The organism is Amycolatopsis antarctica, assembly GCF_002262875.1.
GTDB lineage: Bacteria > Actinomycetota > Actinomycetes > Mycobacteriales > Pseudonocardiaceae > Amycolatopsis > Amycolatopsis antarctica.
This window is the reverse complement of sequence record NZ_NKYE01000013.1, coordinates 122,688-144,321: the sequence shown is the minus strand read 5'-3', so window position 1 is coordinate 144,321 and position 21,634 is coordinate 122,688. Positions and strand designations below refer to the sequence as shown.

The window sequence follows — 21,634 nt, the reverse complement described above, 5'->3', positions numbered from 1 at the left end:
TCGCGAGCCGGGATCCGAGCCGCCGCAGGCGCTTTCGGCAGCGTTCGTGTCCAGCGCCACCCTGGTCACGCCGCCGTGGAGACGACGGTCACCGGCAGCGGGAGGCGGTCAGGAAGCGGCGAGCCACTTCGCCCGGCCGGGGCGGCCGGGGACCCAGCAGCCCTGCTTGCCGGACGAGGTCTCGGCTGGCCCCTCGTCGTCGGGCAGCGCGAGCACCTTGTCCACCACCGCGACCATCGAGCCGGACTCCTTCCAGAGCACGGTCTCCGGCGCCAGGATGTCCGGCTCGCCGCCGGGGATGCGCATCGCCACGACGTCGTCCTCGGCTTCGAGGCGCACGACGTCGACGACGCTCCCGTGGGCGCGCACGCCGACCACGGCGACGACCTCGCCGGAGGCGTCCCGGGGATGCACGAAGCTGTAGCCGCGATCCATCAGGCCGCGCAGGCGGGCCTCGGTGTCGGTCTCGGCGCCGACCCTGGTCGGTTCAGCCTGCGACGTCATCGAACTCACCGTCCTTGGCACCGGCGACGAAGGCGGCGATCTCGGCGCGGGTGTAGATGAGCGCGGGCCCGTCGGGGAAGCGGGAGTTGCGGACGGCGATGTCGCCACCGGCCAGCGGTGCGACCTCGACGCAGTTGCCGGCGGCACCGCTGTGCCTGCTCTTGCGCCATTGGGCGTCGGACAGCAGCGTCGCGGACATGCCGTTGCGGACCTCGGCTGACATGATCCCCACCTTCCCGAACTTGGGGATGCACATGCACGTGCATTGGATCGTGCGCCGAAGGTAACACGGTCGAATGCAGGTGTGAATGCACGTGCAGAAGAAAGTTGGTTATGTTCAGCCCATCGTTGACATCTCGTTAACGAGTCAACGGAGCGTGTTCGCCGTGCCGCCACGATCGGCGGCAGGCGACGCCCTACACCTCGTTGTACAGCTTCGAGAGCAGTTGCCGACTGCGATCCGGCGTCTCGGCGTCGACGGCCAGCCGGTCCAGCGCCCGGCCGTACAGCTCCTGGTCCTTCTTGTTGTCCAGGTACAGCGCGCCGCCGAGATGCTCGACGTAGACGATGTCCGGCAGCTCGGTCTCGGCAAACCGGAGCATGGTGAACGGACTCTCCGCCGCGCAGCCGCTGGAGGTGTACGGCAGCACCTGCAGGGTGATGTGCGGCGAAGCAGTGACCTCGAGCAGATGCGCGATCTGCTTCTTCAGCACGGCGGGCCCGCCGACCTCGCGGTGCAGCACCGACTGGTCGACGACCGCCCAGAAGCGCGGCGCGTCCGGACCGGAGAGCAGCTTCTGCCTGCGCATCCGCAGCGAGACCCGGCGATCGACCTCCTCGTCGAAGACGCGCGAGTTGCCGTGACTGACGATCGCCCTCGCGTACTCCTCGATCTGCAGCAGGCCGGGCACGACCTGCAACTCGAACGTCTGGATCCGGCCCGCGGCCTCCTCAAGCCCGACGTAGTCGTGGAACCAGTTCGGCATCAGGTCGGTGTAGCGATGCCACCAACCCGGCTGGTTCGACTGGCTGACCAGTTCCATGAACTGCGCGCGGTCGACACCGTCCTCGATGCCGTACATCGTCAGCAGATCGTTGACGTCGCGCTCCTTGAAGCCGACCCGGCCGAGCTCCAGCCTGCTGATCTTCGACTCGGAGCTACGGATCGAGTAACCGGCGGCCGAACGGCTGATCCCGGCCGCCTCGCGAAGCCTGCGGAGCTGGCTGCCCAGCACCATCCGTCGTGCCGTCGGTCCGCTGCCGTGTTCAGCACCGCCCGTGGTCATTGCTCGGCCTCCGATTGCTCACGCTCGAGGATTACTCCGTGCCCCCGAAGCAGGGGCGTACGACGCCATCAGTACGCGACTGACAACCATATCGCGATTGCACGCAATGCGGTTACCTGCTCACTGCAAGTACAGCCGGATCGCTCTCGGTTACCTGGGGACCTGCGTTCACCGGACCGGCCCGTACGCCTACTCTAGGTGGCATCCGTGACGTTCAACACCCATCGCACTGTGAGGGCCTCAGATGACTTCCGCGCAGCCGACCGACAAGCGTCCCCCCGTCGGTGTGGACCCCACCAGGCCTAGCGTCGCCCGCGCCTACGACTACGCGCTCGGCGGCAAGGACAACTACGAGGTCGACCGCCAGCTCGTCGCGATGGCCGCCAAGGTCATGCCGGAGGTGTTCGACCTCGCGGTGGAGAACCGGGCGTTCCTGATCCGCGCGGTGCGGTTCCTGGCCACCCAGACCGGCATCAACCAGTACCTCGACTGCGGTTCCGGCATGCCGACCACGGAGAACACCCACCAGGTCGTGCAGCGGATCAACCCGGACGCGCGGATCGTCTACATCGACAACGACCCCGTCGTCCAGGCGCACGGCCGGGCGCTGCTGGAGGAGAACGACCAGACCCACTTCGCCTCCGCGGACGTCTTCGACCCGGACGAGATCCTGGCCAACGAGACGGTCCGCGAGCACATCGACTTCTCCGAGCCGGTCGCGCTGCTGCACTTCGGCACGCTGCACCACTTCCCCGGCGAGCGGCACCGTCCGGCCGAGATCATGAAGAAGTACATCGACGCGCTGCCCTCCGGCTCGTTCGTCACCATCTCGCACTTCTTCGACCCCGAGGACGAGTACAGCGAGGTCGCTCGCCGGACCGAGCAGATCCTGCACGAGAGCCCGCTGGGCGCCGGGTCGTTCCGCACCATGGCCGAGATCCGGGAGCTGTTCCACGACCTGGAGATGATCGACCCGGGCGTGACCGAGTGCGTGAACTGGTGGCCGGACGGCCCGCAGATCAAGGCGCTCAACCAGGCGCAGCACTGCATCGCGGGCGGCATCGGCCGCAAGCTCTGACTCCTTCACGTCACAGACGCAGGATCGGCAGCCAGTGCGAGAGGTCGGCCCGGGTTCCCGACGCGGACACCCGGCCGGCCTCCACCGCGTCCGTCCACAGTAGACGGCCGGTGGCGAGTTCCAGCCAGGTGCGCGGATCGGTCTCGATGACGTTCGGCGGGGTTCCGCGGGTGTGCCGGGGGCCCTCCACGCACTGGACCGCCGCGAACGGCGGCACCCGCACCTCGACGCTGCGCCCCGGCGCGTCGGCGGCCAGCGTCCGCAGGCTCGACCGGACCGCCGCGGCCAGTTCCGGACGGGCCGGATCGGGCCCGTCTCCGCTCAACCAGGCCGAAATCGCCTGCACAGCCGCCCGCATTTCGGCCGGGTCGACCGGACGTGAAGAAGCCATTCGTTAACAGTAGAGTGATCGACGAGATCTTCGCCCGAGGCCGGTTGGAAAATGCCGGCACGGGATCGCGCTCCGGCGCGGGCACCTCCACACGTGCGGCGACGAGAGGGCGAGCGATGACCCAGCGGGACGAAGCGGATCATCTGGACCCGGACCCGGCCGTCGCGGCGAAGCCCGCGATCACCCCGGAGATGCGCGCCAACGCCAGGGCCAACCCGAACAGCTGGCTGTACGTGATCGACGAGGCGTTCGACCCGGGCGGCCGCGTTCCGCCCTGGGCGGTCGTAGGGGCCTACCCGGTGAACGCCGCGGGCGACATCGTCGAGGACTTCCACCCGAACGACCGGTACCGCCCCTCGCCGAAGGCGCTCGGCTTCCCCGAACCGGGGAACGAGCTCGAACGGATGCTGCAGCTCGTCCGTACCCGGAACCGGCCGAAGGAAGACCTGCCGGGCGTCGTACTCGACGCGACGCTCTACATCTACGCCCTCGCTCCGTCGCAGACCTCGGCGATCGGCTTCCACGACACCTCCGGCCGGGTGCTGGTGCCCGCGTACACGTCGAAATCGCTGGTACCGAAGGAATGGCCGCACGCCAGGGCGATCCTCGGCCGCGATCTGTACCCGTTGCTCGGCGGCACGCCGATCGCGATCAACCCGCACGACGCGGTCACCGCGGTGGTCCCGCCGGAGCAGCTCGCCAGGGCGATCGAGGAAGAGCTGCGCGACCTCTGACACCGTCCCCGGTGTCCGATTCGCCGTCATCCCACCGGGTGACGTAAATCGCGAATCCCGTTCAGAACAGGCATCGTTTGCCCCGGACCAGGCCGCCAACGCTTCGGGAGCCACGGTGAACGCTGCCCCTGACCACGCCCGCCGACCCTCGACCGGCGTCGCGCTCGCCGCGCTGACGCTGGGTGCCCTCCTCGTCCCCGGCACGCCGGCCTCCGCCGCGTCCGCCACCTCCGACGCCCCCGGCGGGCCGGGATCAGTGGTGACCGGTGCAGGTGCCGACTACAGCCTGGCCGCGAGCAACCGTGCCGGAGTCCGGATCGCCGCCGAGGAGGGCGTGCACGGTGGCCCCTCCGCGCGTTCGGTCGCCGCCGGCCAGACCTGGGGCCACGATGTCAGCGGTCACCAGGGCCCGGTGGACTGGAAGGCGGCGTCCGGCATGGGCGCACGGTTCGTGTACGCGAAGGCGACCGAGGGCACCGGCTACCTCAACCCGCACTTCGACCAGCAGTACGGCGGCGCGCGAGCCTCCGGGATGGTCCGCGGGGCCTACCACTTCGCCCGCCCCGACGTGGGCCCCGGCGGACCGCAGGCCGACTACTTCGTCGACCACGGTGGTGGCTGGTCGGCCGACGGCAACACGCTGCCCGGTGCGCTGGACGTGGAGTACAACCCGTACAGCGAGGACAAGTGCTACGGCCTCGATCCGGCCGCCATGACGGCGTGGATCAAGGACTTCTCGGACACCTACCAGCGGCGTACCGGCCGGGCTCCGACGATCTACACGAGCACGAGCTGGTGGCAGTTGTGCACCGGGGGCAGTACGTCGTTCGGATCGACGAATCCGCTCTGGCTCGCGCGGTACGCCCCGGAGATCGGACCATTGCCCGCAGGCTGGCCGACGCACTCGATCTGGCAGTTCGCCGCGGAGGGGACGTTGCCCGGGGACCAGAACTACTTCAACGGGTCATTCGACCAACTCGGCACGCTCGCCCGTGGATAATTCACGACTCGTGGCTAATTAACAAACCACTCGTCGCAGGTCAACACGTCCAAGATCGCGCACGACCGAGGGCCATTCGTGTGAATCACTCACCCGCAGAATCAATTTCACGCGATTTCGTGACAAACGGGAATTCGTCCATAACAATCAATGCCCGGACGGCTACCTGCAGTGCCGTCCATCGCGAGGGCTATCAATGGAGGATCCCCCTATGTCCACCGCAGGAAGAAGCTGGCGGCGTGCCCTTGGCGCTGCTGTCACCGCAACGGTCGGAGTGCTCCTGCTCGGCACGACGACCATCCCCGCATCGGCGGCACCGGCAGCCACAGAGGCCGCTCCCGCCTACGTCGACGGCGTTCCCGTCGCCGAGTACGTCCAGGCCAACGATCACGAGCTGGGCTCGCAGATCCGGATCGCCGAGGGCGACGCGTCCAGCCCGCAGACGCAGGCGAGCGCACTGACCCCGCAGGGCCTGAACTCCGACGGGGCGCAGGCGCTGGCCACCGTCCCCGGCATCGACGTCAGCGGCCACCAGGGCAACGTCGACTGGAACGCATACTGGGGCCAGGGCAAGAAGTTCGTCTACGTCAAGGCGACCGAGGGCACCGGCTACAAGAACCCGTACTTCACCCAGCAGTACAACGGTTCCTACAACGTCGGCATGATCCGCGGCGCGTACCACTTCGCGCTGCCGGACCGTTCCAGCGGAGCCGCCCAGGCGAACTACTTCGTCGACGGTGGCGGCGGCTGGTCCCGCGACGGGAAGACCCTGCCCGGGGCGCTGGACATGGAGTACAACCCGTACGGCGCGACCTGCTACGGCCTGAGCCCCACCGCGATGGCCAACTGGATCAAGGACTTCCACGACACCTACCAGGCCCGCACCGGGCGCTGGCCGACCATCTACACGTCGACGAGCTGGTGGAACCAGTGCGTCGGCGGGCACAACTTCGGTGCCACCGTCCCGCTGTGGATCGCCCGCTACTCCGGTTCGGTCGGCGCGCTGCCGAACGGCTGGGGTTTCCACACGATCTGGCAGTACAGCTCCAGCCCCATCGACCAGAACTCGTTCAACGGCGCGTTCGATCGGCTGCAGGCACTCGCCAACGGCTGAGATACCGACCCGCACGACGAAGGGCTCCCCTCCGGCACCGCCGGGCGGGAGCCCTTCGCCGTCCGCGCTGGTCACCCCCTGATAACGGCCGCCACCCCTGCCCCTCGGAACAAGACGATCGGGGGCACAATGCGGTGGCACAAGCGCCGTGACTCCGGCCAGGGGGAACCACTGCCTCAGTCGCCACGTCGCACCACCGAGCGCACCAGCGTGGGCGCAGTGATCCACGGAAGGCTTTGGCATGACGTACCCACCACAGCCGGGGCAGCCTTACGGGCAGCAGCCCGACCCCTACGGCCAGGGTCAGGGCGGCGGTTACCCGCAGTCCGGCGGCTTTCCCCAGCAGGGCGGCGGTTACCCGCAGCAAGGCAATTACCCCCAGCAAGGCGGCTATCCCCAGGACGGCGGTTACCAGCAGGGTGGTTACCCCCAGCAGGGTTATCCCGGCCAGGACGGCGGCTACCAGCAGCAGTACCCGCAGACGGGTGCCTACCCGCAGCAGGGCTACCAGGACCCCAACCAGTACGGCGGCGGCTTCGGTGGCCCCCCGCCGCCGAAAAAGAAGAAGACCGGTCTGTGGATCGGGCTCTCCGGTGGCGCGGTCGTGGTGATCGCGTTCCTGATCACCGGTTTCCTCGCCCCGGGCTTCCTGCTCGGTGACGACGGTGGCGACAAGGAGGCGGGCGCCTCGCCGGAGGACACGACCAACAGCCTCGTCTCCGCGCTCAACGCCAAGGACAAGAACGCGCTCAACGCGCTGAAGTGCCCGGACGCCGAGCGTCGCGTGCAGAGCGCCATCGACGACATCGACGCGGTGGAGTCGGCGAAGCTCGCCGGCGCCGGTACCAAGGTCTCGGAGACCGAGTACACCGCCCTCGTCGACGTGGTCACCAAGAAGGACAACGGCCAGGTCAAGGGCACGCTCGCCAAGCAGGGCGAGAAGTGGTGCTGGAAGAACATGACCAACGCGGGCTCCGCCGGTGGCAAGCAGGACAAGCCCTCGGCGGAGCGTCCCTCGCGGACCTCCAAGTCCTCCGAGGAGAGCAGCAGCAAGCCGTCGAGTTCCTCGTCCGGCAACGGCCCCAGCGAGGGCAACCCGGCGTCGATCGCGCTGGCCCAGGACGTCGTCGCGAAGCTCAACGCCAAGGACAAGGCCGGCGTCGAGGCGATGATGTGCGAGAACGCGATGGACGCCCGGGACGCCATCGAGAAGGTGACCAGTGCCTCCGCGCCCGCACTGGCCGCCGCCGACACGGTCGATGCGAGTGACTTCGTGGACATCAGCGGCACCATCGACGGCAAGGAAGCCAGCGGTTTCATCTCGGTCATGGCCGACGAGAACCCGCCGTGCGTGTTCAACATCTTCGTGATCGGTTTCTGAGCCGAAGCGCTCCACCAGCGACACCACACCGCGAACGGCGGCGACCCGGGATTCCGGGCCGCCGCCGTTCGCGGTGTGAGCTGCCCGGCACAGAACTATCCGGGGCCCGGGCGGGTGGATTACGGTTACGCCGCACGCGGAGGCCGGACCTGACGCCGGGTCTCCACCACGCGCGTCCACGGATCTGACGCCGCGACCGGCGAGAGGCACCCCGGAATGACCGAACCCCCTGGTCGTGGCATGTTCACCGACGCCTCGGCCCCGGAGCCGCCACCGGCCGCTCCGACTCCCGCGCCGCCGCGGCCGCCGCGTCGCCGTCCCGGCTTGTGGGCGGGGCTGACAGCCGCGGTGGTGGCACTGGCGGTGCTGGCGGTGACCGGGTTCCTTGCGCCGGGTTTCCTACTCGGCGAGGACGAGCCGGGCGATCCGCGCGCCGTCGCCGACCGGCTCGTCGGCGGCCTGAACTCACGGGACGCCGTCGCTCTCGACGAGCTGAAGTGCCCGACCGCCGAACCGGACGTGGACCGCGCGATCACCGGTGCGGACCGGGTGCGGGATCTCAGCGTCGACAGCGTCCGCGAGGGCTCGGCCATGGAGGCGGTGGTGAGCCTTCGCGGCCAGGTGGACGGTGTGCCGTCGAGTATGCGGGGACGGCTGCTGAACTCCGGCGGCTCGTGGTGCTGGCAGGACTTCTCGCTGTTCACCAGCGGGCCCCGATCGTCCGCTCCCTCGTCTGCGTCACCGTCCGCCGATCCCGCCCAGAACAGCCCGCTGGCCGTCGCCCAGCGCTTCGTCGACGCGCTCAACGCCAAGGACGGCCCGGCCGCCGAGGCCATCGCCTGTGGCTTCGCAGGTCAGCAGCTCTCCACCGCCGTCGGCAAGATCACGGCCGGGGCGCCCGCCCTGACCGTGGGCGCGGACACGGGCACCGGCGCGGAGATCGGCGGGCAGCTCGACGGTGGCCCGGTGAGCGGGTCGGTCGAGGTCCAGGACGGCTGCGTGGCCGCGCTGAACCTGGCCTAGGCCGCCGGGGGGATCGGGGCACCCGGGCAGGTGGCGTTGGAGGTTTTGCCGGTGTCGAAGAACTCGACCGCTTTCGAGGCGCACGGCAGGTTTGCCAGTGAACCGTGCACGTCGTCCTCGACAGTGAGGAGCGAGCCGCCAATGCGGGCGCGCATGTCGTGGGCCCAGGGTAGCGGCGTGACCGACTCGTAGGCGTGACCGACGAGCTGCAGTGGGCTCTTGCCCGGCTTGAAGTCCCACGTGGTGGCGGGCCGTGGCCAGCCGGCGCAACGGCCGTCGTGGGAGCCGTGGCTGCCGGCGACCGGGAGTTCGGCGGACAGCGCGAGGTGGTTGCGCCAGTGCGTTTCGAAGTCGCGGGTGCCGCTCGATTCGTTGCAGATCAACGCGTTCTCCTGGTCCGGGTTGAACGTCGGGTTCGGATCGTTCCAGTCGAAGCCGATGCGGGCGGGCACGGCCGCGCCGGGCACCTCGCCGCCGGAGCGGAGCTGCACCAGCTGCTGGGCCGACTCCGGCCATTCGCCGCGGGCTCCGAGGAGCAGGCCTTCGACCGTGCTCCGGTCGGACGCCTGCTCCCGCAGGTCCAGCAGGGCCTTGGTGACCGCCTCCTTCGTGGCGCCGAAGTGGTAGACGCGGTCGTTGTCTGCCAACCAGCCGGCGAAGTCATGGAACGAGTTCTCCAGCGCCGTCATCTGATCGTGGTCGACCGCGGTGAGGTCGAAGGTGGACCCCATGACCGAGTCGAGCAGCATCGCGGCGACGTGGTCGTCGAACAGCGTGCGGTATTCGGCGCCCAGCGCGGTGCCCCAGGAAATCCCGTAGTAGCCGATCTTTTCCTCGCCGAGCGACTGCCGGATCCGGTCCATGTCGCGGGCGACGTTCGCGGTGGTCAAATTCGCCGTGAACTCCGGGTCCCGCGCCACGCAGTCCTGGTAGTGCCGGGCGTCGCGTTCGGACTGCAAGCGGGCTTCTTCCTTGTCGGACAACGAAGGATCCGGTGCGGGGCTGTCCTGCGGGCAGGCCAGCCCGGCGCTGTAGCCGACTCCGCGCGGGGCGAAGCCGATGATGTCGTGGTGCACACCGAGTCCCGCGGCCTTCGTGGCCAGCAGATCCCGCGGCATGCTCATGCCGGAAGCGCCGGGACCGCCCGGGTTGACCAGGATAACCCCGTCCCGGCTGCCGGTGGCCTTGATCCGGCTCACCGCCAACTCGAACGTGCGCCCGTCCGGTTGCGCGTAATCAATTGGCACCGTAATCGTGGCGCATTCGGTGCGCTGGTCCTCAGCGGGCCAGCCACCCGCGACGGTTCGACACGGCTGCCAGGACAGGCCCTCCGCAGCCGTTGCTGTTACCGGCAACAGCGGTACGAGCAGCAGGCCGACAAGTACCGGCCCGGCGAGTTTCTTGATCGACATGCGGCTCATGGTGACAGCCCACCAGATCCGGGCTGATCGGCCGATCGGCCGCCCCAGGGCGACGATCGGCCGATCGCGGGGGCCGCTACCGCAACAAAGCGGTACGCGGCCCTGGCCGAGGAGCTGGGGTTGCGTGTCACCGAGGCCGGCACGGCGACGACCCGCAATCCGTTCCCGCCCCCGACCCAGCTCAGCCGCCACCACATCCATCACCCACGACTTGATCCACTAGCCGCCCCACGAGTGCCGTTGCAGTACTAGGCCCTGGGTCGGGTCCGGCAATTCCGTGGTCGCGGTAATCCCGTCGACCGAAAATTGCCGGACCCGCCCTAACCGGTCAGCGTGCGGATCATGGTGTACGCGCCGGGTTCCTTCGCCACCACCGTGAAACCCTCGCCTCGGTAGAGGTGCACGGCGTGGTTGTCCCGCTCCACGCTCAGCGACACGGTGGCCACCCCCGCCGCGTGCGCGTCCTCCAGCAGGGCGCGCAGCAGCGCCCGGCCGACGCCGCGCCCGCGCCACGCGGCGGTGACGCCCATCGACAGCTCGGGCACGTCCGCGGCGACGAAACCGTATCCGGGGTCGTCCGCGGGCAGGTAGCGCAGCCACGCCGCGCCGACCGGTTCGCCTGCCACCGCCACGACGCCACGGTCACCCGTACGCGGCCAGCCGTCGACGTAGTGCGCGACGGCGGGATCGGCGAGCACGTCCGTCCCGGTGGCCTCCTCGCCGGGACGCCAGGTGGCGGCGGCGAGCAGCATCTCCCGCAGGAAACCGGCGTCCTCGGCCGTGGTCGTTCTGATCCGGAAACCCTTGTCGCCCATGGGTTTCCGGTCAGCCGAAGAGCGCGGGCAGGGTCCCTTCCCACGAGGCGCGCAGCTCGTCGAGGCCGAAGGTCGCGACGTCCTGGATCTCCAGCGCCCCGGAGTCCGGATCGACGACGCCGGTCTTGCGCCACGGCATGCCGCGAGCGTCGCACATCTCGGTGAACCGCAGTTCCTCGGTGCGCGGGACGGCGACCAGCACCCGTCCCGCCGACTCGGCGAAGAGCTGCACGAACGGATCCTGGTCGTCGGCGAGGACGACGCGGGCACCGCACTGTCCGATCAGGACGGTCTCGACGAGCGTCTGCGCGAGCCCGCCGTCGGAGAGGTCGTGGGCGGCGGAGACGAGACCGTCCCGCGAGGCGGCGACCAGGATCTCGGCCAGCAGCCGCTCACGTTCGAGGTCGACGTCGGGCGGCAGGCCGCCGAGGTGACCGTGCACCACCTCGGCCCATGCGGAGCCACCGAACTCGTCACGCGTGTCCCCGAGCAGCAGCAGCGATTCCCCGGCCTCCGCGCCGATTCCGGTGGGAATGCGGCGGCGGACGTCGTCGATCACACCGAGCACACCGACCACCGGGGTGGGCAGGATCGCGGTGCTGCCCGTCTGGTTGAAGAAGCTGACGTTGCCGCCGGTGACCGGAATGCCGAGCTGGGCGCAACCGTCGGCGAGGCCGTGCACCGCGCGCTCGAACTGCCACATCACCCCGGGATCGGTGGGGGCGCCGAAGTTCAGGCAGTTGGTGACGGCCAGCGGGCTCGCCCCGCTGGTGGCCACGTTGCGGTACGCCTCGGCCAGCGCGAGCTGCGTGCCGGCGTACGGGTCGAGGTGGACGAACTTGCTGTTGCAGTCCGTCGAGACGGCGACGCCGCGGCCGGTCTTCTCGTCGATGCGCACCACACCGGAGTCGGACGGCTGTGCGAGCACGGTGTTGCCGCGCACGTACCGGTCGTACTGGCTGGTGACCCATTCCTTCGAGCACAGGTTCGGCGAGGAGATGAGGCGCAACACCGTCTCCCGGAGCTGGTCCGGAGTGGACGGACGTTCCAGCGCGTCCGGCACCTCGGCCTGCAGGGCGTCCTGTCCGGACGGCCGGGCGAACGGGCGCTCGTACACCGGCCCCTGGTGCGCGACGGTGCGCGGCGGCACGTCCACGACGGTCTCGCCGTGCCAGGTGATCACCAGGTTCTCCCCGTCGGTCACCTCACCGATGTCGGTCGCGGTGACGTCCCACTTCGCGCAGACCTCCATGAAAGCGTCCACATCGGATGGTGCGACCACGGCGCACATCCGTTCCTGCGACTCGCTGGAAAGGATCTCGGCGGGCGTCATTCCCTTGGCACGCAAGGGAACCTGGTCGAGCACGACGTGCATACCACCATCGCCGGCGGCGGCCAGCTCGGAGGTCGCGCAGGACAGCCCGGCGCCGCCGAGGTCCTGGATGCCGACGACGATGCGCTTGGCGAACAGTTCGAGGCAGCACTCGATGAGCACCTTCTCCGCGAACGGGTCACCCACCTGCACGCTGGGCAGCTTTTTGCGTCCGGTGCTCTCGTTGAAGCTGTCGCTGGCGAGCACGGACACGCCACCGATTCCGTCGAGACCGGTGCGCGCCCCGAACAGGATGATCCGGTTACCGGTGCCCGAGGCGTGCGCGAGATGCAGGTCCTCCACCCGCATCGCGCCGACGCACATGGCGTTGACCAGCGGGTTACCGGCGTAGCTCGCGTCGAAGACGACCTCGCCGCCGACGTTGGGCAGGCCGAGGCAGTTGCCGTAACCGGCGACCCCGGCGACGATCCCTGGCAGCACCCGCGCGGTGTCCGGGGCGTCGGCCGGGCCGAAGCGCAGCGGGTCGGCCACGGCGAGCGGGCGGGCGCCCATGGCCAGGATGTCGCGGACGATGCCGCCGACGCCGGTGGCCGCGCCCTGGTACGGCTCCACGTAGGACGGGTGGTTGTGGCTCTCCACCTTGAAGGTGACGGCCCAGCCGTCGCCGATGTCCACCACACCCGCGTTCTCGCCGATCCCGGCGAGCATCTTGGAGCGCATCTCCTCGGTGGTGGTCTCGCCGAAGTACTTCAGGTGCGTCTTGGACGACTTGTAGGAGCAGTGCTCGCTCCACATCACCGAGTACATCGCCAGCTCGGCGTCGGTCGGCCTGCGTCCCAGGATCTCCCGGATGCGGGTGTACTCGTCGTCGGCGAGGCCGAGTTCGGCGTACGGCTGGGGCACCTCGGGGGTGCTCTCGGCGTGCGCGGTGGTGTCGATGACCAGGGTTTCCGTCTCAGGAGTCGCCACAGGGAGAGGGTAACCGGGGCCCGATCGGCGCCACGCAACCCGCCACCCCGCCCACCGGTACCACGTCCGCCAGCCCCCCACGAGCCCCCGCAATATGTCGACGTATTGCGAAGCATCGTGCACAAGGCATCGCAATACGTCGACATATTGCGCTCCGCCCGGCCGCAATACGTCGACATATTGCGCTCCCAGGGAGGAGTACGGAGCTGGAGGGGCACCGGGGAGGCAAGGGGCGGGGGCGGAAAATCGGTCGCCGGGCGGAGGTGGGCGCGCCTACCGTCGGACGGTGACCGTGACCGCTCCGACGTTCCGCCCGCCCGCGCGGCTCACCCCCCTGCGATACCTGACGGCGCTGCTGCGCGCCCGGCCGTGGGTGGTGGTGTCCGCGGCGGTGTTCGGCGCACTCTGGTCGCTGCCCGGCGCGGCGCTGCCGATCGTCGCCGGTAAGGGTGTGCAGGCGATCGCGGACGGCGACTCGGCTGGAATCCGGCTTGCCGTCCTGCTGGTACTACTGCTCGGCCTGGTGCAGGCCGGGGCCGGTGGCGGGTTGAGCTTCTCCGCCCACACGCTGTGGATCCACGGCGCGACGGGCACCCAGCGGGCGGTGGCCGAGCACGCTGCCGGTCTCGGGGCGACGCTGCGGGGGGCGGCGTCGACCGGCGACGTGGTGGCGATCAGCGGCGCCGACGTCAACCACATCGGCAACGCGCTGGAAGTACTCGGCCGCGCGTTCGGCTCGGTGCTGGTGTTCCTCGGCGTCGGCGTCGTGCTGCTGACCACCTCCCCGCTACTGGGCCTGGTCGCGCTGCTCGGGGTGCCGCTGGCCGTGCTGGGGGTCGGCCCGCTGCTCGCCCCGCTGCAACGCCGGAAGGCGGCGCAGCGCGAACAGCTCACCGACGTGACCTCGCTGGGCGCCGACATCGTGTCCGGCCTGCGGGTGCTTCGCGGCATCGGTGGCGAGCGGCGCTTCCTCGGCCGTTTCCGCACGGCCAGCCAGCGGGTCCGCGTGGCGGGCGGCGAGGTCGGCCGCAGCGAGGCCTGGCTGGCCGCAGCGGAGGTGGCGCTGCCCGGACTGGTGACGATCGCGATCACCTGGCTGGGGGCACGGCTGGCGCTCGACGGCGCGATCGGCGTCGGGGACCTGGTCGCGTTCTACGGGGCGTCGGCGTTCCTGGTGGTGCCGGTGGGCACGGCCATCGAGGCGGCGAACGCGATCAGCTCCGGACTGGTCGCCGCCCGGAAGCCGTGCGCGGTGCTGGCGCTGCGCCCCGCGCTGCCCGAACCGGACCGCCCGGTCGACCTGCCGCCCGGGCCGCTGGACCTGCACGACTCCGCCACCGGCATCACCGCGGTCGCCGGCAAGCTGACCGTGATCGACGCGGGTCCGGACGCCGAGGTGCTGGCCGATCGGCTGACCCGCTTCGCCGAGCCGGACGCGGGTGAGCACGTGCTGGTGGGCGGGGTGCGCGCGGATCGCGTGCGGCTGAAGGAACTGCGCAGCCGCGTGGTGCACGCGCACAACCAGGACCTGTGGTTCTCCGGCATCCTGGGCGAGCAGGTGGCCCCGGACCGGGTGAGCGGGGTAACGGTCGCGGCGGCACTCGACGCCGCGGACGCCGGCGACATCGTGGACGCGCTGCCGGACGGCGTCGGCGAACTGATCGGCGAGCGGGGGCGTGAGGTCTCCGGCGGGCAGCGGCAACGGCTCAGCCTGGCCCGAGCGCTGGCCACCGACGCGGACGTGCTGGTACTCGACGAGCCGACGTCCGCGGTCGACGCGCACACCGAGGCGCGGATCATCGAACGGGTCGCCGAACTCCGCCGGGGCCGCACGACGGTCGTGTTCAGCCAGAGTCCATTGTGGACGTCGCAGGCGGACGACGTGGTCGTCCGGCGGGAGGTCACGCCATGATCCGGCTGCCGCTGGCCACCAACCGGGACGCCCGCGAGTGGGCTCGCCACCTGTGGCGGACCCACCGGCCGCGCTTCGTGGTGGTGCTCGTGCTGTTCGGCGCGTCCGCCCTGGCGGGGCTGGCCGGGCCGCAGATCCTCGGCGTACTGGTGGATTCCGTCGTCGCCGGAACCCAGGCCGCCCGGATCGACCTGCTGGCCGTGGTGTTCCTGGGGGCGCTCGCCGTGCAGGCGACGCTGAAGCGGGCCGCACGGTATCGGGCGCGACTGCTCGGCGAGCAGGTGCTGGCCGACACCCGCGAGGAGTTCGTCGGGCAGGCGCTGGCACTGCCGCTGGGCACCGTCGAGGCGGCGGGCACCGGTGACCTGCTCAGCCGCGCCACCACCGACGTGAACCGGATCGACCACGCCGTGCGCAACGCCGCGCCGGACATCACCGTCGGCGTCATCAGCTCCGTGTTCATCGTGGTCGCCATGGTGGCGACCTCACCGCTGCTGGCGTTGTGCATGCTCACCTCGCTGCCGATCCTGATCGGGGCGAACGTCTGGTACCAGCGGCGGGCGGGAACCGTGGTGACGCGGATGCTGTCGCGCTGGGCGGACGTCCAGGCGGAACTGCACGAGACCGTCGAGGGCGCCCGGACGGCGGAGGCGCTGAACCTGACCAGGCGGCGGATCCGGTCCGGCAACGCGCGGCTCGGCGACGCCGTCCACAGCGAACGGGAGCTGCGCAGGCTGCAGGTGTGGTGGCTGCCGAGTCTGGACCTGACCTACGTCCCGCCGATGGCGACGATGCTGCTGCTCGGCGGCTGGGCGTACACGCAGGGCTGGACCGACCTGGGCACGATCACCACGATGCTGCTCTACGCGCAGGCGCTCGCGCTGCCGTTGAACGAGATGCTGTGGTGGATCGAGGATCTGCAGGTCTCGATGATCGCCGTCCGGCGGATTCTCGGCGTGCGGGCTCCGGCGGCCGGCAGGCAGCCGGCGTCCACTCCGGACGGCCGGGAGATCGTGGCCACGGGCGTCCGTTACGGGTACACCGCGGACCGGGAGGTGCTGCACGGCGTCGACCTGCGGGTACCGGCAGGGCAGCGACTGGCGATCGTCGGTCCGTCCGGAGCGGGGAAGTCGACGTTCGGCAGACTGCTCGCCGGGATCGCCGCGCCCTCGTCGGGTTCGGTGACGATCGGCGGGGCGGCCGTGTCGGAGCTGCCGGAGGACCTACTGCGCGGCGAGGTGCTGTTGCTGACCCAGGAGCAGCACGTCTTCACCGGGTCGCTGCGCGACAACCTGACGTTGCCGGTCCGCCGTGGCGGTGGTGACTGGACGGACGCGGAACTGCTCGCCGCGCTGGACGCCGTCGAGGCGCGTTCCTGGGCCGAGGGCCTGCCGGACGGGCTGGGCACCGTGCTCGGCTCGGGTGCGGTCGCGGTGGCTCCCGCGATGGCGCAGCAGCTCGCCCTGGCCAGGGTGGTGCTGGCGGATCCGCACACGCTGGTACTGGACGAGGCGACGTCCCTGCTGGACACCGGGTCGGCACGGGACCTGGAGCGCACGCTGGCCCGGGTACTCGACGGACGCACCGTGATCGCCATCGCGCACCGACTGCACACGGCCGCCGCGGCGGACCGGGTGGCCGTGATGGAGGGCGGGCGGATCACCGAACTCGGCAGCCACGCGGAACTGCTCGCGGCGGACGGGCCGTACGCGCGCCTGGTCACCGCGGCCACCGCACGCCAGTGACTTTCGTATGTCCGGACCGCACACTTTCGTCCGATGCGAAATGCACGATACGACACCAAGGTTCGTTGCCGGTTTTCCGCCGCTCGTTAGATTGGTATCCGGGCCGCGACACGAACAGCGCGGCCGAATTGGGGAAAGAAATCGACGAGGGGTAATCATGAAGAAGAGTATTGGCGCGGCAGTGGGTATCGGTGTGGCGACGGCGGCCACGCTGCTCACGATGTCCGCGCCGGCCGGTGCGCAGACTTCGGACGTTCAGCCTGCCGATGTGCACGCTGCCGACACGCTGCTCTACGCAGGGCCGAACGGGGCCAGCATCCGGGAGACGGCGTCGTCGAAGGGAAAGCTCGTCGAGCACGTATCGGCCGGCACGGGAATTCGCGTGCAGTGCCGGACGACGAGCAGCGCGGGCAATTACTGGTACCGGATCTACTCGTTGCCGAAGAACACCTACGTGTACTCCGGCAATATGACCAGCGCGCCGGGAATCCCGTCCTGCTGACCCGGTGAGGGTTTGCCGGGCGGGCTACCCGGCGGGCCCGCACCTGGAAATCTCGTCGGCGAGTTCCCCTTCTGGCGGGGTGCCTGGGGGAACTCGCCGACGAGTTGTCGCGTGACCGGGACGAGCAACTCAGGCGGAGGCGACCAGCGTGTCGACAGCGGAGTAGAACAGGCCGAGACCGTCGTCGGACGGCCCGGTGAGCGCGTCGATCGCGTGCTCCGGATGCGGCATCAGGCCGACGATGCGACCGGTGGCGTCACTGATCCCGGCGATGTCGCCGAGGGATCCGTTCGGGTTGACGCCGACGTAACGGAAGACGACTCGCCCCTCACCCTCCAGCTCGTCCACAGTGGACTGTGCGGCGGTGTAGCGGCCGTCCATGTTCTTGACCGGGATGATGATCTCGGCCCCCTGCTCGAACCGGGTGCTCCACGCGGTGGTGTTGTTCTCCACCCGCAGCCACTGGTCCCGGCAGACGAAGTGCAGACCCTCGTTGCGCAGCAGCGCACCCGGTAACAGCCCGGCCTCGCAGAGCACCTGGAAACCGTTGCAGATTCCGAGAACCGGCATGCCCTTGCGCGCAGCCTCGATGATCGACTCCATCACCGGGGCGAACCGGGCGATGGCGCCGGCGCGCAGGTAGTCACCGTAGGAGAAGCCACCGGGCAGGATCACCGCGTCGACACCGTGCAGCTCGGCGTCACCGTGCCAGAGGGCGACGGCCTCGGCACCGGCTCGTTCGATGGCGCGCGCGGTGTCGGTGTCGTCGAGGGTGCCGGGAAAGGTGACCGCGCCGATCTTCACGACTGGACCCGCCGGACGACGAAGTCCTCGATCACCGGGTTGGAGAGGAAGCCCTCGGCGATCTTGTCGAGCGTCGCGTCGTCGACCGAGTCGTCGACCTCCAGCTCGAAATGCTTGCCCTGACGGACGTCGGATACGCCGTGGAAACCGAGGCGCGGCAGCGCTCCGGCCACCGCCTGCCCCTGCGGGTCCAGGATCTCCGGCTTCGGCATGACGTCCACGACGACTCGAGCCACGGCAGGTGTTCTCCCAACATCTGTGCAGGTCGGCGGTACCCCCAGAGAATAACCGAGCCGGGCCGAGGGACCCCCGACGCCCCTCGGCCCGGCTCGTGGCCGACGCTCACGACAGACTCCTCACCCGGGGTCAGGCGACCACCTCGACGGTGTCGCCCGGCTCGAGCCCGTTGAAGAACTCGACCGACGCCTCCGGCGAGAGGTGGATGCAGCCGTGCGACAGGACATCCAGGCTGCCTTCGTGGAAGGCGATGCCGCTGGTGGTGAAGAAGACGGCGTTCGGCATCGGGGCGTCGTAGGCCTGGCTCCAGTAGTCCGCGTCCTTGAACGTGACCTGGAAGGTGCCGGTCGGCGTCTCGTAACCGGGCTTGCCGGAGGTGATCGGCACGGCGCCGTAGGTGGTGTTGCCGTTGTCCATCACCCAGGCGGCGTTGATACCGAGCTGGATGCAGGCGTCGGCAGCGGCGCTGCACGGTGCGATCTCGGCGCTGGCCGCCGGTGCGGCGATCGCTCCCGCCGTGCCGAGGGCGGCCGTGGTGGCAGCGATACCGACGATCTTCCGGACGGTTCCCATCGTGTACCTCCCATCTGCCCGCCGGAGCGGCGAGCTCGTGTTTGGTGCTGACAGGTAGACGGTCCGGTGACCAGGTTGGTTGCTTCTTAACCAACATTTGGCCGATTCGGCCTAATAATCTCCGGCTCGGTCGCTCAGCGTCACCCTGCTATCCGGTCATCCTTCCTACCTGCCCGGATACGGGGCATGATCGCTACTGACCCCCCGTCAATGAAGGAGGCATCGTGGCCGAATCGTTCGACTACGTCATCGTCGGCGCCGGCAGTGCGGGCTGTGTGCTCGCCGCCCGGCTGAGCGAGGACCCCTCGGCGCGGGTACTGCTACTCGAGGCCGGCGGCGAGGACACGGCGGACGAGGTGCGGATCCCGGCGGCGTTCGCGTCACTGTTCAAGACGAAGTGGGACTGGAACTACGAGACGACTCCGCAGAAGCATCTCGGCAAGTCGGCGTACTGGCCGCGCGGGAAGATGCTCGGCGGCTGTTCCTCGATGAACGCGATGATCTACATCCGCGGAAACCGCGCCGACTACGACGGGTGGCGCGACGCGCACGGCGCCGAGGGCTGGGGGCACCAGGACGTGCTGCCGTACTTCGTCCGGGCCGAGGGCAACACCCGCCTCGGCGGACCGCTGCACGGCACCGACGGCCCGCTGCACGTCGAGGACCGCCGGTTCACCCACGAACTCACCACGGCCTGGGTGGACTCCGCGGTGTCCTGGGGAATGAAGCGCAACGAGGACTTCAACGGTGAGACACAGGAGGGCGCGGGCGTCTACCAGGTGACCTGCCGCAAGGGCCGCCGCTGGTCGGCCGCCGACGGCTACCTGCGCCCGGCGATGGAACGGCCGAACCTGACGGTACGCACCGGCGCCCACGCCACCGGCGTCGTGCTCACCGGTGTCCGCGCCACCGGAGTGTCCTATGTGGACGCCGATGGTGCGCACACCGTGTACGCGGACGGGGAGGTGCTGCTGTGCGGCGGCGCGATCAACTCCCCGCAACTGCTGATGCTCTCCGGCATCGGACCGGCCGAGCACCTGCGCGAACACGGCATCGAGGTGGTCGCCGGCCTGCCTGGCGTCGGTGCCAACCTGCACGACCACCCTGCCGCGCCGATCGTCTGGTCCACAAAGGGCACCACCGACGTGGTCGACGCGGCGACCCCGGCCGGACTCCTCCGCTGGCAGCTCACCAAGCGGGGCCCGCTCAGCTCCAACATCGGCGAGGGTGGCGGGTTTCTGTCCACAGTAGATGGCCTCGCCGGACCGGACATGCAGTTCCACATCGCGCCGACGCTGTTCTACGACAACGGCCTGCGCGAGCCGACCGTCTCCGGGTTCACCTCAGCGGCCACGCTGGTCGACGTCGCCAGCCGGGGCAGGCTGCGGCTGCGTTCGGAGCACCCGATGTGGCGGCCCGAACTCGACCCGGACTACTTCTCCGACCGAGCCGATCTGGTGGCCATGCTGTCCGGCCTGCGCACCCTGATGGAGATCGGCCGTTCCGGCCCGCTCGCGCGCTTCCTCGACGCGCCGTTCCTGCCTGGACGGCACGATCTGGACGACGAGGCGCTGACCGAGCACGTCAAGAAGTGGACGCAGACGCTGTACCACCCGGTGGGCACCTGCGCGATGGGTACCGGCGAGAACGCTGTGGTGGCACCGGATCTGCGGGTGCACGGCGTGGACGGGCTGCGCGTGGTGGACGCCTCGGTGATGCCGGTGGTCCCGCGCGGCAACACGAACGCCCCGACGATCATGGTGGCGGAGAAGGCCGCTGACCTGATTCGCGGACGCTGACGCACGTCGCCGGTGTGCCGCGGACGTTCCCGTGGCACACCGGCGAACGCACCGTTCACCAGCCGCCGTTCACCAGCCGCCGTTCTCCGAGAGCGCGTTGTGCGCGGCCTTCAACGGGGCCCAGCCGTTCGTGGTGTCGTGCGATTCACCCTCGCTGGAGTGCCAGAACCGCAGGTTGTACTTGCCGCTGTACCACTTGCGGATGCCGGAGTGGGTGACCGTGTGCTCGTTTCCTTCCAGGTAACGGAACTTGTGGTCGGCGTGCCGTCCCTTGTCGATCGCGGAGGAACCGCTCACCGTCTCGTCCTCGTCCGCACCGGCGAACGTCCAGTCGGTGCCCGAGGCCCAGTCCTGGCTCACCCGGTTCTCCGGCGCGTCGAGCACTCTCATGAACTCCGAGTCCGGGTCCATCGACTTCCACTGCGTGTCACCGTGCTTGCCGGGCTCCTTGACGCCCTGGTGCGGGGTGCCGAGCGTGACGAGATCGCCGACTTTCAGCTTGCCCTTCGGGAAACCGTCCCAGCCCTTCGCCGAGCCGAGCAGCGCTACCCGGCCGATCAGCCCGCCCATCGAATGGCCGACGATCTCGACGGACTTTCCCTTGCTGGTGTAGTTGTCGTGGATGTGGTTCGCCAGGTCGGCGGCGATGTGCTTGATCCGGGTGTCCTTGGTCGCCGTGGCACCGTCGATGGACACATCGCAGTTCTTGTCACCGGTGTAGTAGCCGACGGTCTTCAGCGAACCGGCCGCCCAGCCGCGTTCGGTGAAGTACTTCCGTGCGTTGCCCCAGATGTTGTCGCAGTCCTTGCCGCCCTCGACACCCTCGTCGTAGCCGTAACCGTGTACGAAGAAGACGGGTTCGTCCGCCTTCGCCGACGGTTCGGCCTGTGCGGTCCCGGTCGTGCTCGCGGTGGCCAGCACCGCGGAAGCGGCGAGCGCCGCCAGCACGCGGCGCGCGTTCGTGTTCGTCATGGATCCCCCTTCGCCTCGCGGCGGTCCGGTACCCCCTGCAC

21 protein-coding genes are annotated in these 21,634 nt (G+C 69.7%); 10 read left to right on the top strand and 11 right to left on the bottom strand.

All coding sequences use genetic code 11. From position 1 onward, the window contains the following. Positions 1-108 precede the first annotated feature (108 nt). The 3 genes from CFN78_RS20290 to CFN78_RS20280 form a co-directional block, all read right to left on the bottom strand. The gene (locus CFN78_RS20290; RefSeq protein WP_094864427.1) at positions 109-504 is read right to left on the bottom strand and encodes a hypothetical protein; all 396 of its coding nucleotides are present in this window, start codon (positions 502-504) and stop codon (positions 109-111) included. Continuing rightward, positions 488-727 (bottom strand): DUF397 domain-containing protein, encoded by a 240-nt coding sequence (locus CFN78_RS20285; RefSeq protein WP_094864499.1) that lies wholly within the window; start codon positions 725-727, stop codon positions 488-490. The genes CFN78_RS20290 and CFN78_RS20285 overlap by 17 nt, the downstream gene beginning before the upstream one ends. A 193-nt stretch (positions 728-920) precedes the next feature. Further along, positions 921-1,790 carry a helix-turn-helix domain-containing protein gene (locus tag CFN78_RS20280; protein ID WP_094864426.1) on the bottom strand — a complete coding sequence of 290 codons (870 nt, stop codon included), beginning with the start codon at positions 1,788-1,790 and terminating at the stop codon, positions 921-923. A 244-nt stretch (positions 1,791-2,034) separates the two neighbouring features. Between CFN78_RS20280 and CFN78_RS20275 the strand changes: the two genes are divergently transcribed. Continuing rightward, a complete protein-coding gene (locus tag CFN78_RS20275; protein WP_094864425.1) occupies positions 2,035-2,868 on the top strand; it encodes an SAM-dependent methyltransferase in 834 nt (277 codons plus the stop codon). Between the two features lie 10 nt (positions 2,869-2,878). Here the strand turns inward: CFN78_RS20275 and CFN78_RS20270 are convergent, their stop codons facing one another. Continuing rightward, positions 2,879-3,259, bottom strand: a complete 381-nt coding sequence (locus CFN78_RS20270; RefSeq protein WP_165777632.1) for a sterol carrier family protein — start codon at positions 3,257-3,259, stop codon at positions 2,879-2,881. A 116-nt stretch (positions 3,260-3,375) separates the two neighbouring features. Between CFN78_RS20270 and CFN78_RS20265 the strand changes: the two genes are divergently transcribed. The 5 genes from CFN78_RS20265 (at position 3,376) to CFN78_RS20245 (ending at position 8,511) form a co-directional block, all read left to right on the top strand. Beyond that, complete coding sequence (locus CFN78_RS20265; protein WP_094864424.1) at positions 3,376-3,993, top strand: type VII secretion system-associated protein; 618 nt, start codon at positions 3,376-3,378, stop codon at positions 3,991-3,993. 115 nt (positions 3,994-4,108) lie between these two features. Beyond that, on the top strand, positions 4,109-4,993 hold the full coding sequence (locus CFN78_RS20260) for a lysozyme (protein WP_420807909.1): 885 nt from the start codon (positions 4,109-4,111) through the stop codon (positions 4,991-4,993). A 211-nt stretch (positions 4,994-5,204) separates the two neighbouring features. After that, complete coding sequence (locus CFN78_RS20255) at positions 5,205-6,107, top strand: lysozyme (protein WP_094864423.1); 903 nt, start codon at positions 5,205-5,207, stop codon at positions 6,105-6,107. A gap of 241 nt (positions 6,108-6,348) precedes the next feature. Continuing rightward, entirely contained in the window at positions 6,349-7,488 is a 1,140-nt protein-coding gene (locus CFN78_RS29570) for a hypothetical protein (RefSeq protein ID WP_205660589.1), read from the top strand. A 216-nt stretch (positions 7,489-7,704) separates the two neighbouring features. Beyond that, a complete protein-coding gene (locus CFN78_RS20245; protein ID WP_133116397.1) occupies positions 7,705-8,511 on the top strand; it encodes a hypothetical protein in 807 nt (268 codons plus the stop codon). Here the strand turns inward: CFN78_RS20245 and CFN78_RS20240 are convergent. The 3 genes from CFN78_RS20240 to purL form a co-directional block, all read right to left on the bottom strand. Further along, complete coding sequence (locus tag CFN78_RS20240) at positions 8,508-9,923, bottom strand: alpha/beta fold hydrolase (protein ID WP_094864421.1); 1,416 nt, start codon at positions 9,921-9,923, stop codon at positions 8,508-8,510. The genes CFN78_RS20245 and CFN78_RS20240 overlap by 4 nt on opposite strands. 329 nt (positions 9,924-10,252) lie before the next feature. Continuing rightward, positions 10,253-10,747 carry a GNAT family N-acetyltransferase gene (locus CFN78_RS20235; RefSeq protein ID WP_094864420.1) on the bottom strand — a complete coding sequence of 165 codons (495 nt, stop codon included), beginning with the start codon at positions 10,745-10,747 and terminating at the stop codon, positions 10,253-10,255. Positions 10,748-10,757: 10 nt separating this feature from the next. Next, positions 10,758-13,049, bottom strand: coding sequence for a phosphoribosylformylglycinamidine synthase subunit PurL (gene purL / locus CFN78_RS20230; RefSeq protein WP_094864419.1), 2,292 nt, complete (start codon positions 13,047-13,049; stop codon positions 10,758-10,760). Between the two features lie 292 nt (positions 13,050-13,341). Here purL and CFN78_RS20225 point away from each other — a divergent pair, with 292 nt between their 5' ends. From CFN78_RS20225 to CFN78_RS20215, 3 genes are all read left to right on the top strand, one after another. After that, a complete protein-coding gene (locus tag CFN78_RS20225) occupies positions 13,342-14,961 on the top strand; it encodes an ABC transporter transmembrane domain-containing protein (protein WP_240519582.1) in 1,620 nt (539 codons plus the stop codon). Continuing rightward, positions 14,958-16,706 (top strand): ABC transporter ATP-binding protein, encoded by a 1,749-nt coding sequence (locus tag CFN78_RS20220; protein ID WP_094864417.1) that lies wholly within the window; start codon positions 14,958-14,960, stop codon positions 16,704-16,706. Before CFN78_RS20225 ends, CFN78_RS20220 begins: the two co-directional genes overlap by 4 nt. Positions 16,707-16,863: 157 nt before the next feature. After that, positions 16,864-17,208: a hypothetical protein gene (locus tag CFN78_RS20215; protein WP_133116396.1), complete on the top strand. Its 345-nt coding sequence runs from the start codon at positions 16,864-16,866 to the stop codon at positions 17,206-17,208. 129 nt (positions 17,209-17,337) lie between these two features. On the opposite strand, the gene purQ is transcribed toward CFN78_RS20215, so the two are convergent. The 3 genes from purQ to CFN78_RS20200 form a co-directional block, all read right to left on the bottom strand. Further along, on the bottom strand, positions 17,338-18,012 hold the full coding sequence (purQ, locus tag CFN78_RS20210; RefSeq protein ID WP_094864415.1) for a phosphoribosylformylglycinamidine synthase subunit PurQ: 675 nt from the start codon (positions 18,010-18,012) through the stop codon (positions 17,338-17,340). Then, positions 18,009-18,248, bottom strand: coding sequence for a phosphoribosylformylglycinamidine synthase subunit PurS (purS, locus tag CFN78_RS20205; RefSeq protein WP_094864414.1), 240 nt, complete (start codon positions 18,246-18,248; stop codon positions 18,009-18,011). Before purS ends, purQ begins: the two co-directional genes overlap by 4 nt. A 130-nt stretch (positions 18,249-18,378) precedes the next feature. After that, positions 18,379-18,822: a L,D-transpeptidase gene (locus tag CFN78_RS20200; protein ID WP_094864413.1), complete on the bottom strand. Its 444-nt coding sequence runs from the start codon at positions 18,820-18,822 to the stop codon at positions 18,379-18,381. Positions 18,823-19,046: 224 nt separating this feature from the next. On the opposite strand from CFN78_RS20200, the gene CFN78_RS20195 reads away from it, so the two are divergent. Continuing rightward, on the top strand, positions 19,047-20,621 hold the full coding sequence (locus CFN78_RS20195) for a GMC family oxidoreductase (RefSeq protein ID WP_094864412.1): 1,575 nt from the start codon (positions 19,047-19,049) through the stop codon (positions 20,619-20,621). A gap of 69 nt (positions 20,622-20,690) precedes the next feature. Here the strand turns inward: CFN78_RS20195 and CFN78_RS20190 are convergent, their stop codons facing one another. Further along, a complete protein-coding gene (locus CFN78_RS20190; protein WP_094864411.1) occupies positions 20,691-21,593 on the bottom strand; it encodes an esterase/lipase family protein in 903 nt (300 codons plus the stop codon). Positions 21,594-21,634 lie beyond the last annotated feature (41 nt).

Excerpts from the sequence above, each read along its gene's own strand:
- CFN78_RS20280 (WP_094864426.1), bottom strand. The coding sequence starts at position 1,790 with ATGACCACGGGCGGTGCTGAACACGGCAGCGGACCGACGGCACGACGG.
- CFN78_RS20200 (WP_094864413.1), bottom strand. The coding sequence starts at position 18,822 with ATGGGAACCGTCCGGAAGATCGTCGGTATCGCTGCCACCACGGCCGCC.
- CFN78_RS20215 (WP_133116396.1), top strand. The coding sequence starts at position 16,864 with ATGAAGAAGAGTATTGGCGCGGCAGTGGGTATCGGTGTGGCGACGGCG.
- CFN78_RS20240 (WP_094864421.1), bottom strand. The coding sequence starts at position 9,923 with ATGTCGATCAAGAAACTCGCCGGGCCGGTACTTGTCGGCCTGCTGCTC.
- CFN78_RS20255 (WP_094864423.1), top strand. The coding sequence starts at position 5,205 with ATGTCCACCGCAGGAAGAAGCTGGCGGCGTGCCCTTGGCGCTGCTGTC.
- CFN78_RS20285 (WP_094864499.1), bottom strand. The coding sequence starts at position 727 with ATGTCAGCCGAGGTCCGCAACGGCATGTCCGCGACGCTGCTGTCCGAC.
- CFN78_RS20270 (WP_165777632.1), bottom strand. The coding sequence starts at position 3,259 with ATGGCTTCTTCACGTCCGGTCGACCCGGCCGAAATGCGGGCGGCTGTG.
- CFN78_RS20290 (WP_094864427.1), bottom strand. The coding sequence starts at position 504 with ATGACGTCGCAGGCTGAACCGACCAGGGTCGGCGCCGAGACCGACACC.
- CFN78_RS20265 (WP_094864424.1), top strand. The coding sequence starts at position 3,376 with ATGACCCAGCGGGACGAAGCGGATCATCTGGACCCGGACCCGGCCGTC.
- CFN78_RS29570 (WP_205660589.1), top strand. The coding sequence starts at position 6,349 with ATGACGTACCCACCACAGCCGGGGCAGCCTTACGGGCAGCAGCCCGAC.
- CFN78_RS20245 (WP_133116397.1), top strand. The coding sequence starts at position 7,705 with ATGACCGAACCCCCTGGTCGTGGCATGTTCACCGACGCCTCGGCCCCG.
- CFN78_RS20235 (WP_094864420.1), bottom strand. The coding sequence starts at position 10,747 with ATGGGCGACAAGGGTTTCCGGATCAGAACGACCACGGCCGAGGACGCC.
- CFN78_RS20220 (WP_094864417.1), top strand. The coding sequence starts at position 14,958 with ATGATCCGGCTGCCGCTGGCCACCAACCGGGACGCCCGCGAGTGGGCT.
- CFN78_RS20190 (WP_094864411.1), bottom strand. The coding sequence starts at position 21,593 with ATGACGAACACGAACGCGCGCCGCGTGCTGGCGGCGCTCGCCGCTTCC.
- CFN78_RS20275 (WP_094864425.1), top strand. The coding sequence starts at position 2,035 with ATGACTTCCGCGCAGCCGACCGACAAGCGTCCCCCCGTCGGTGTGGAC.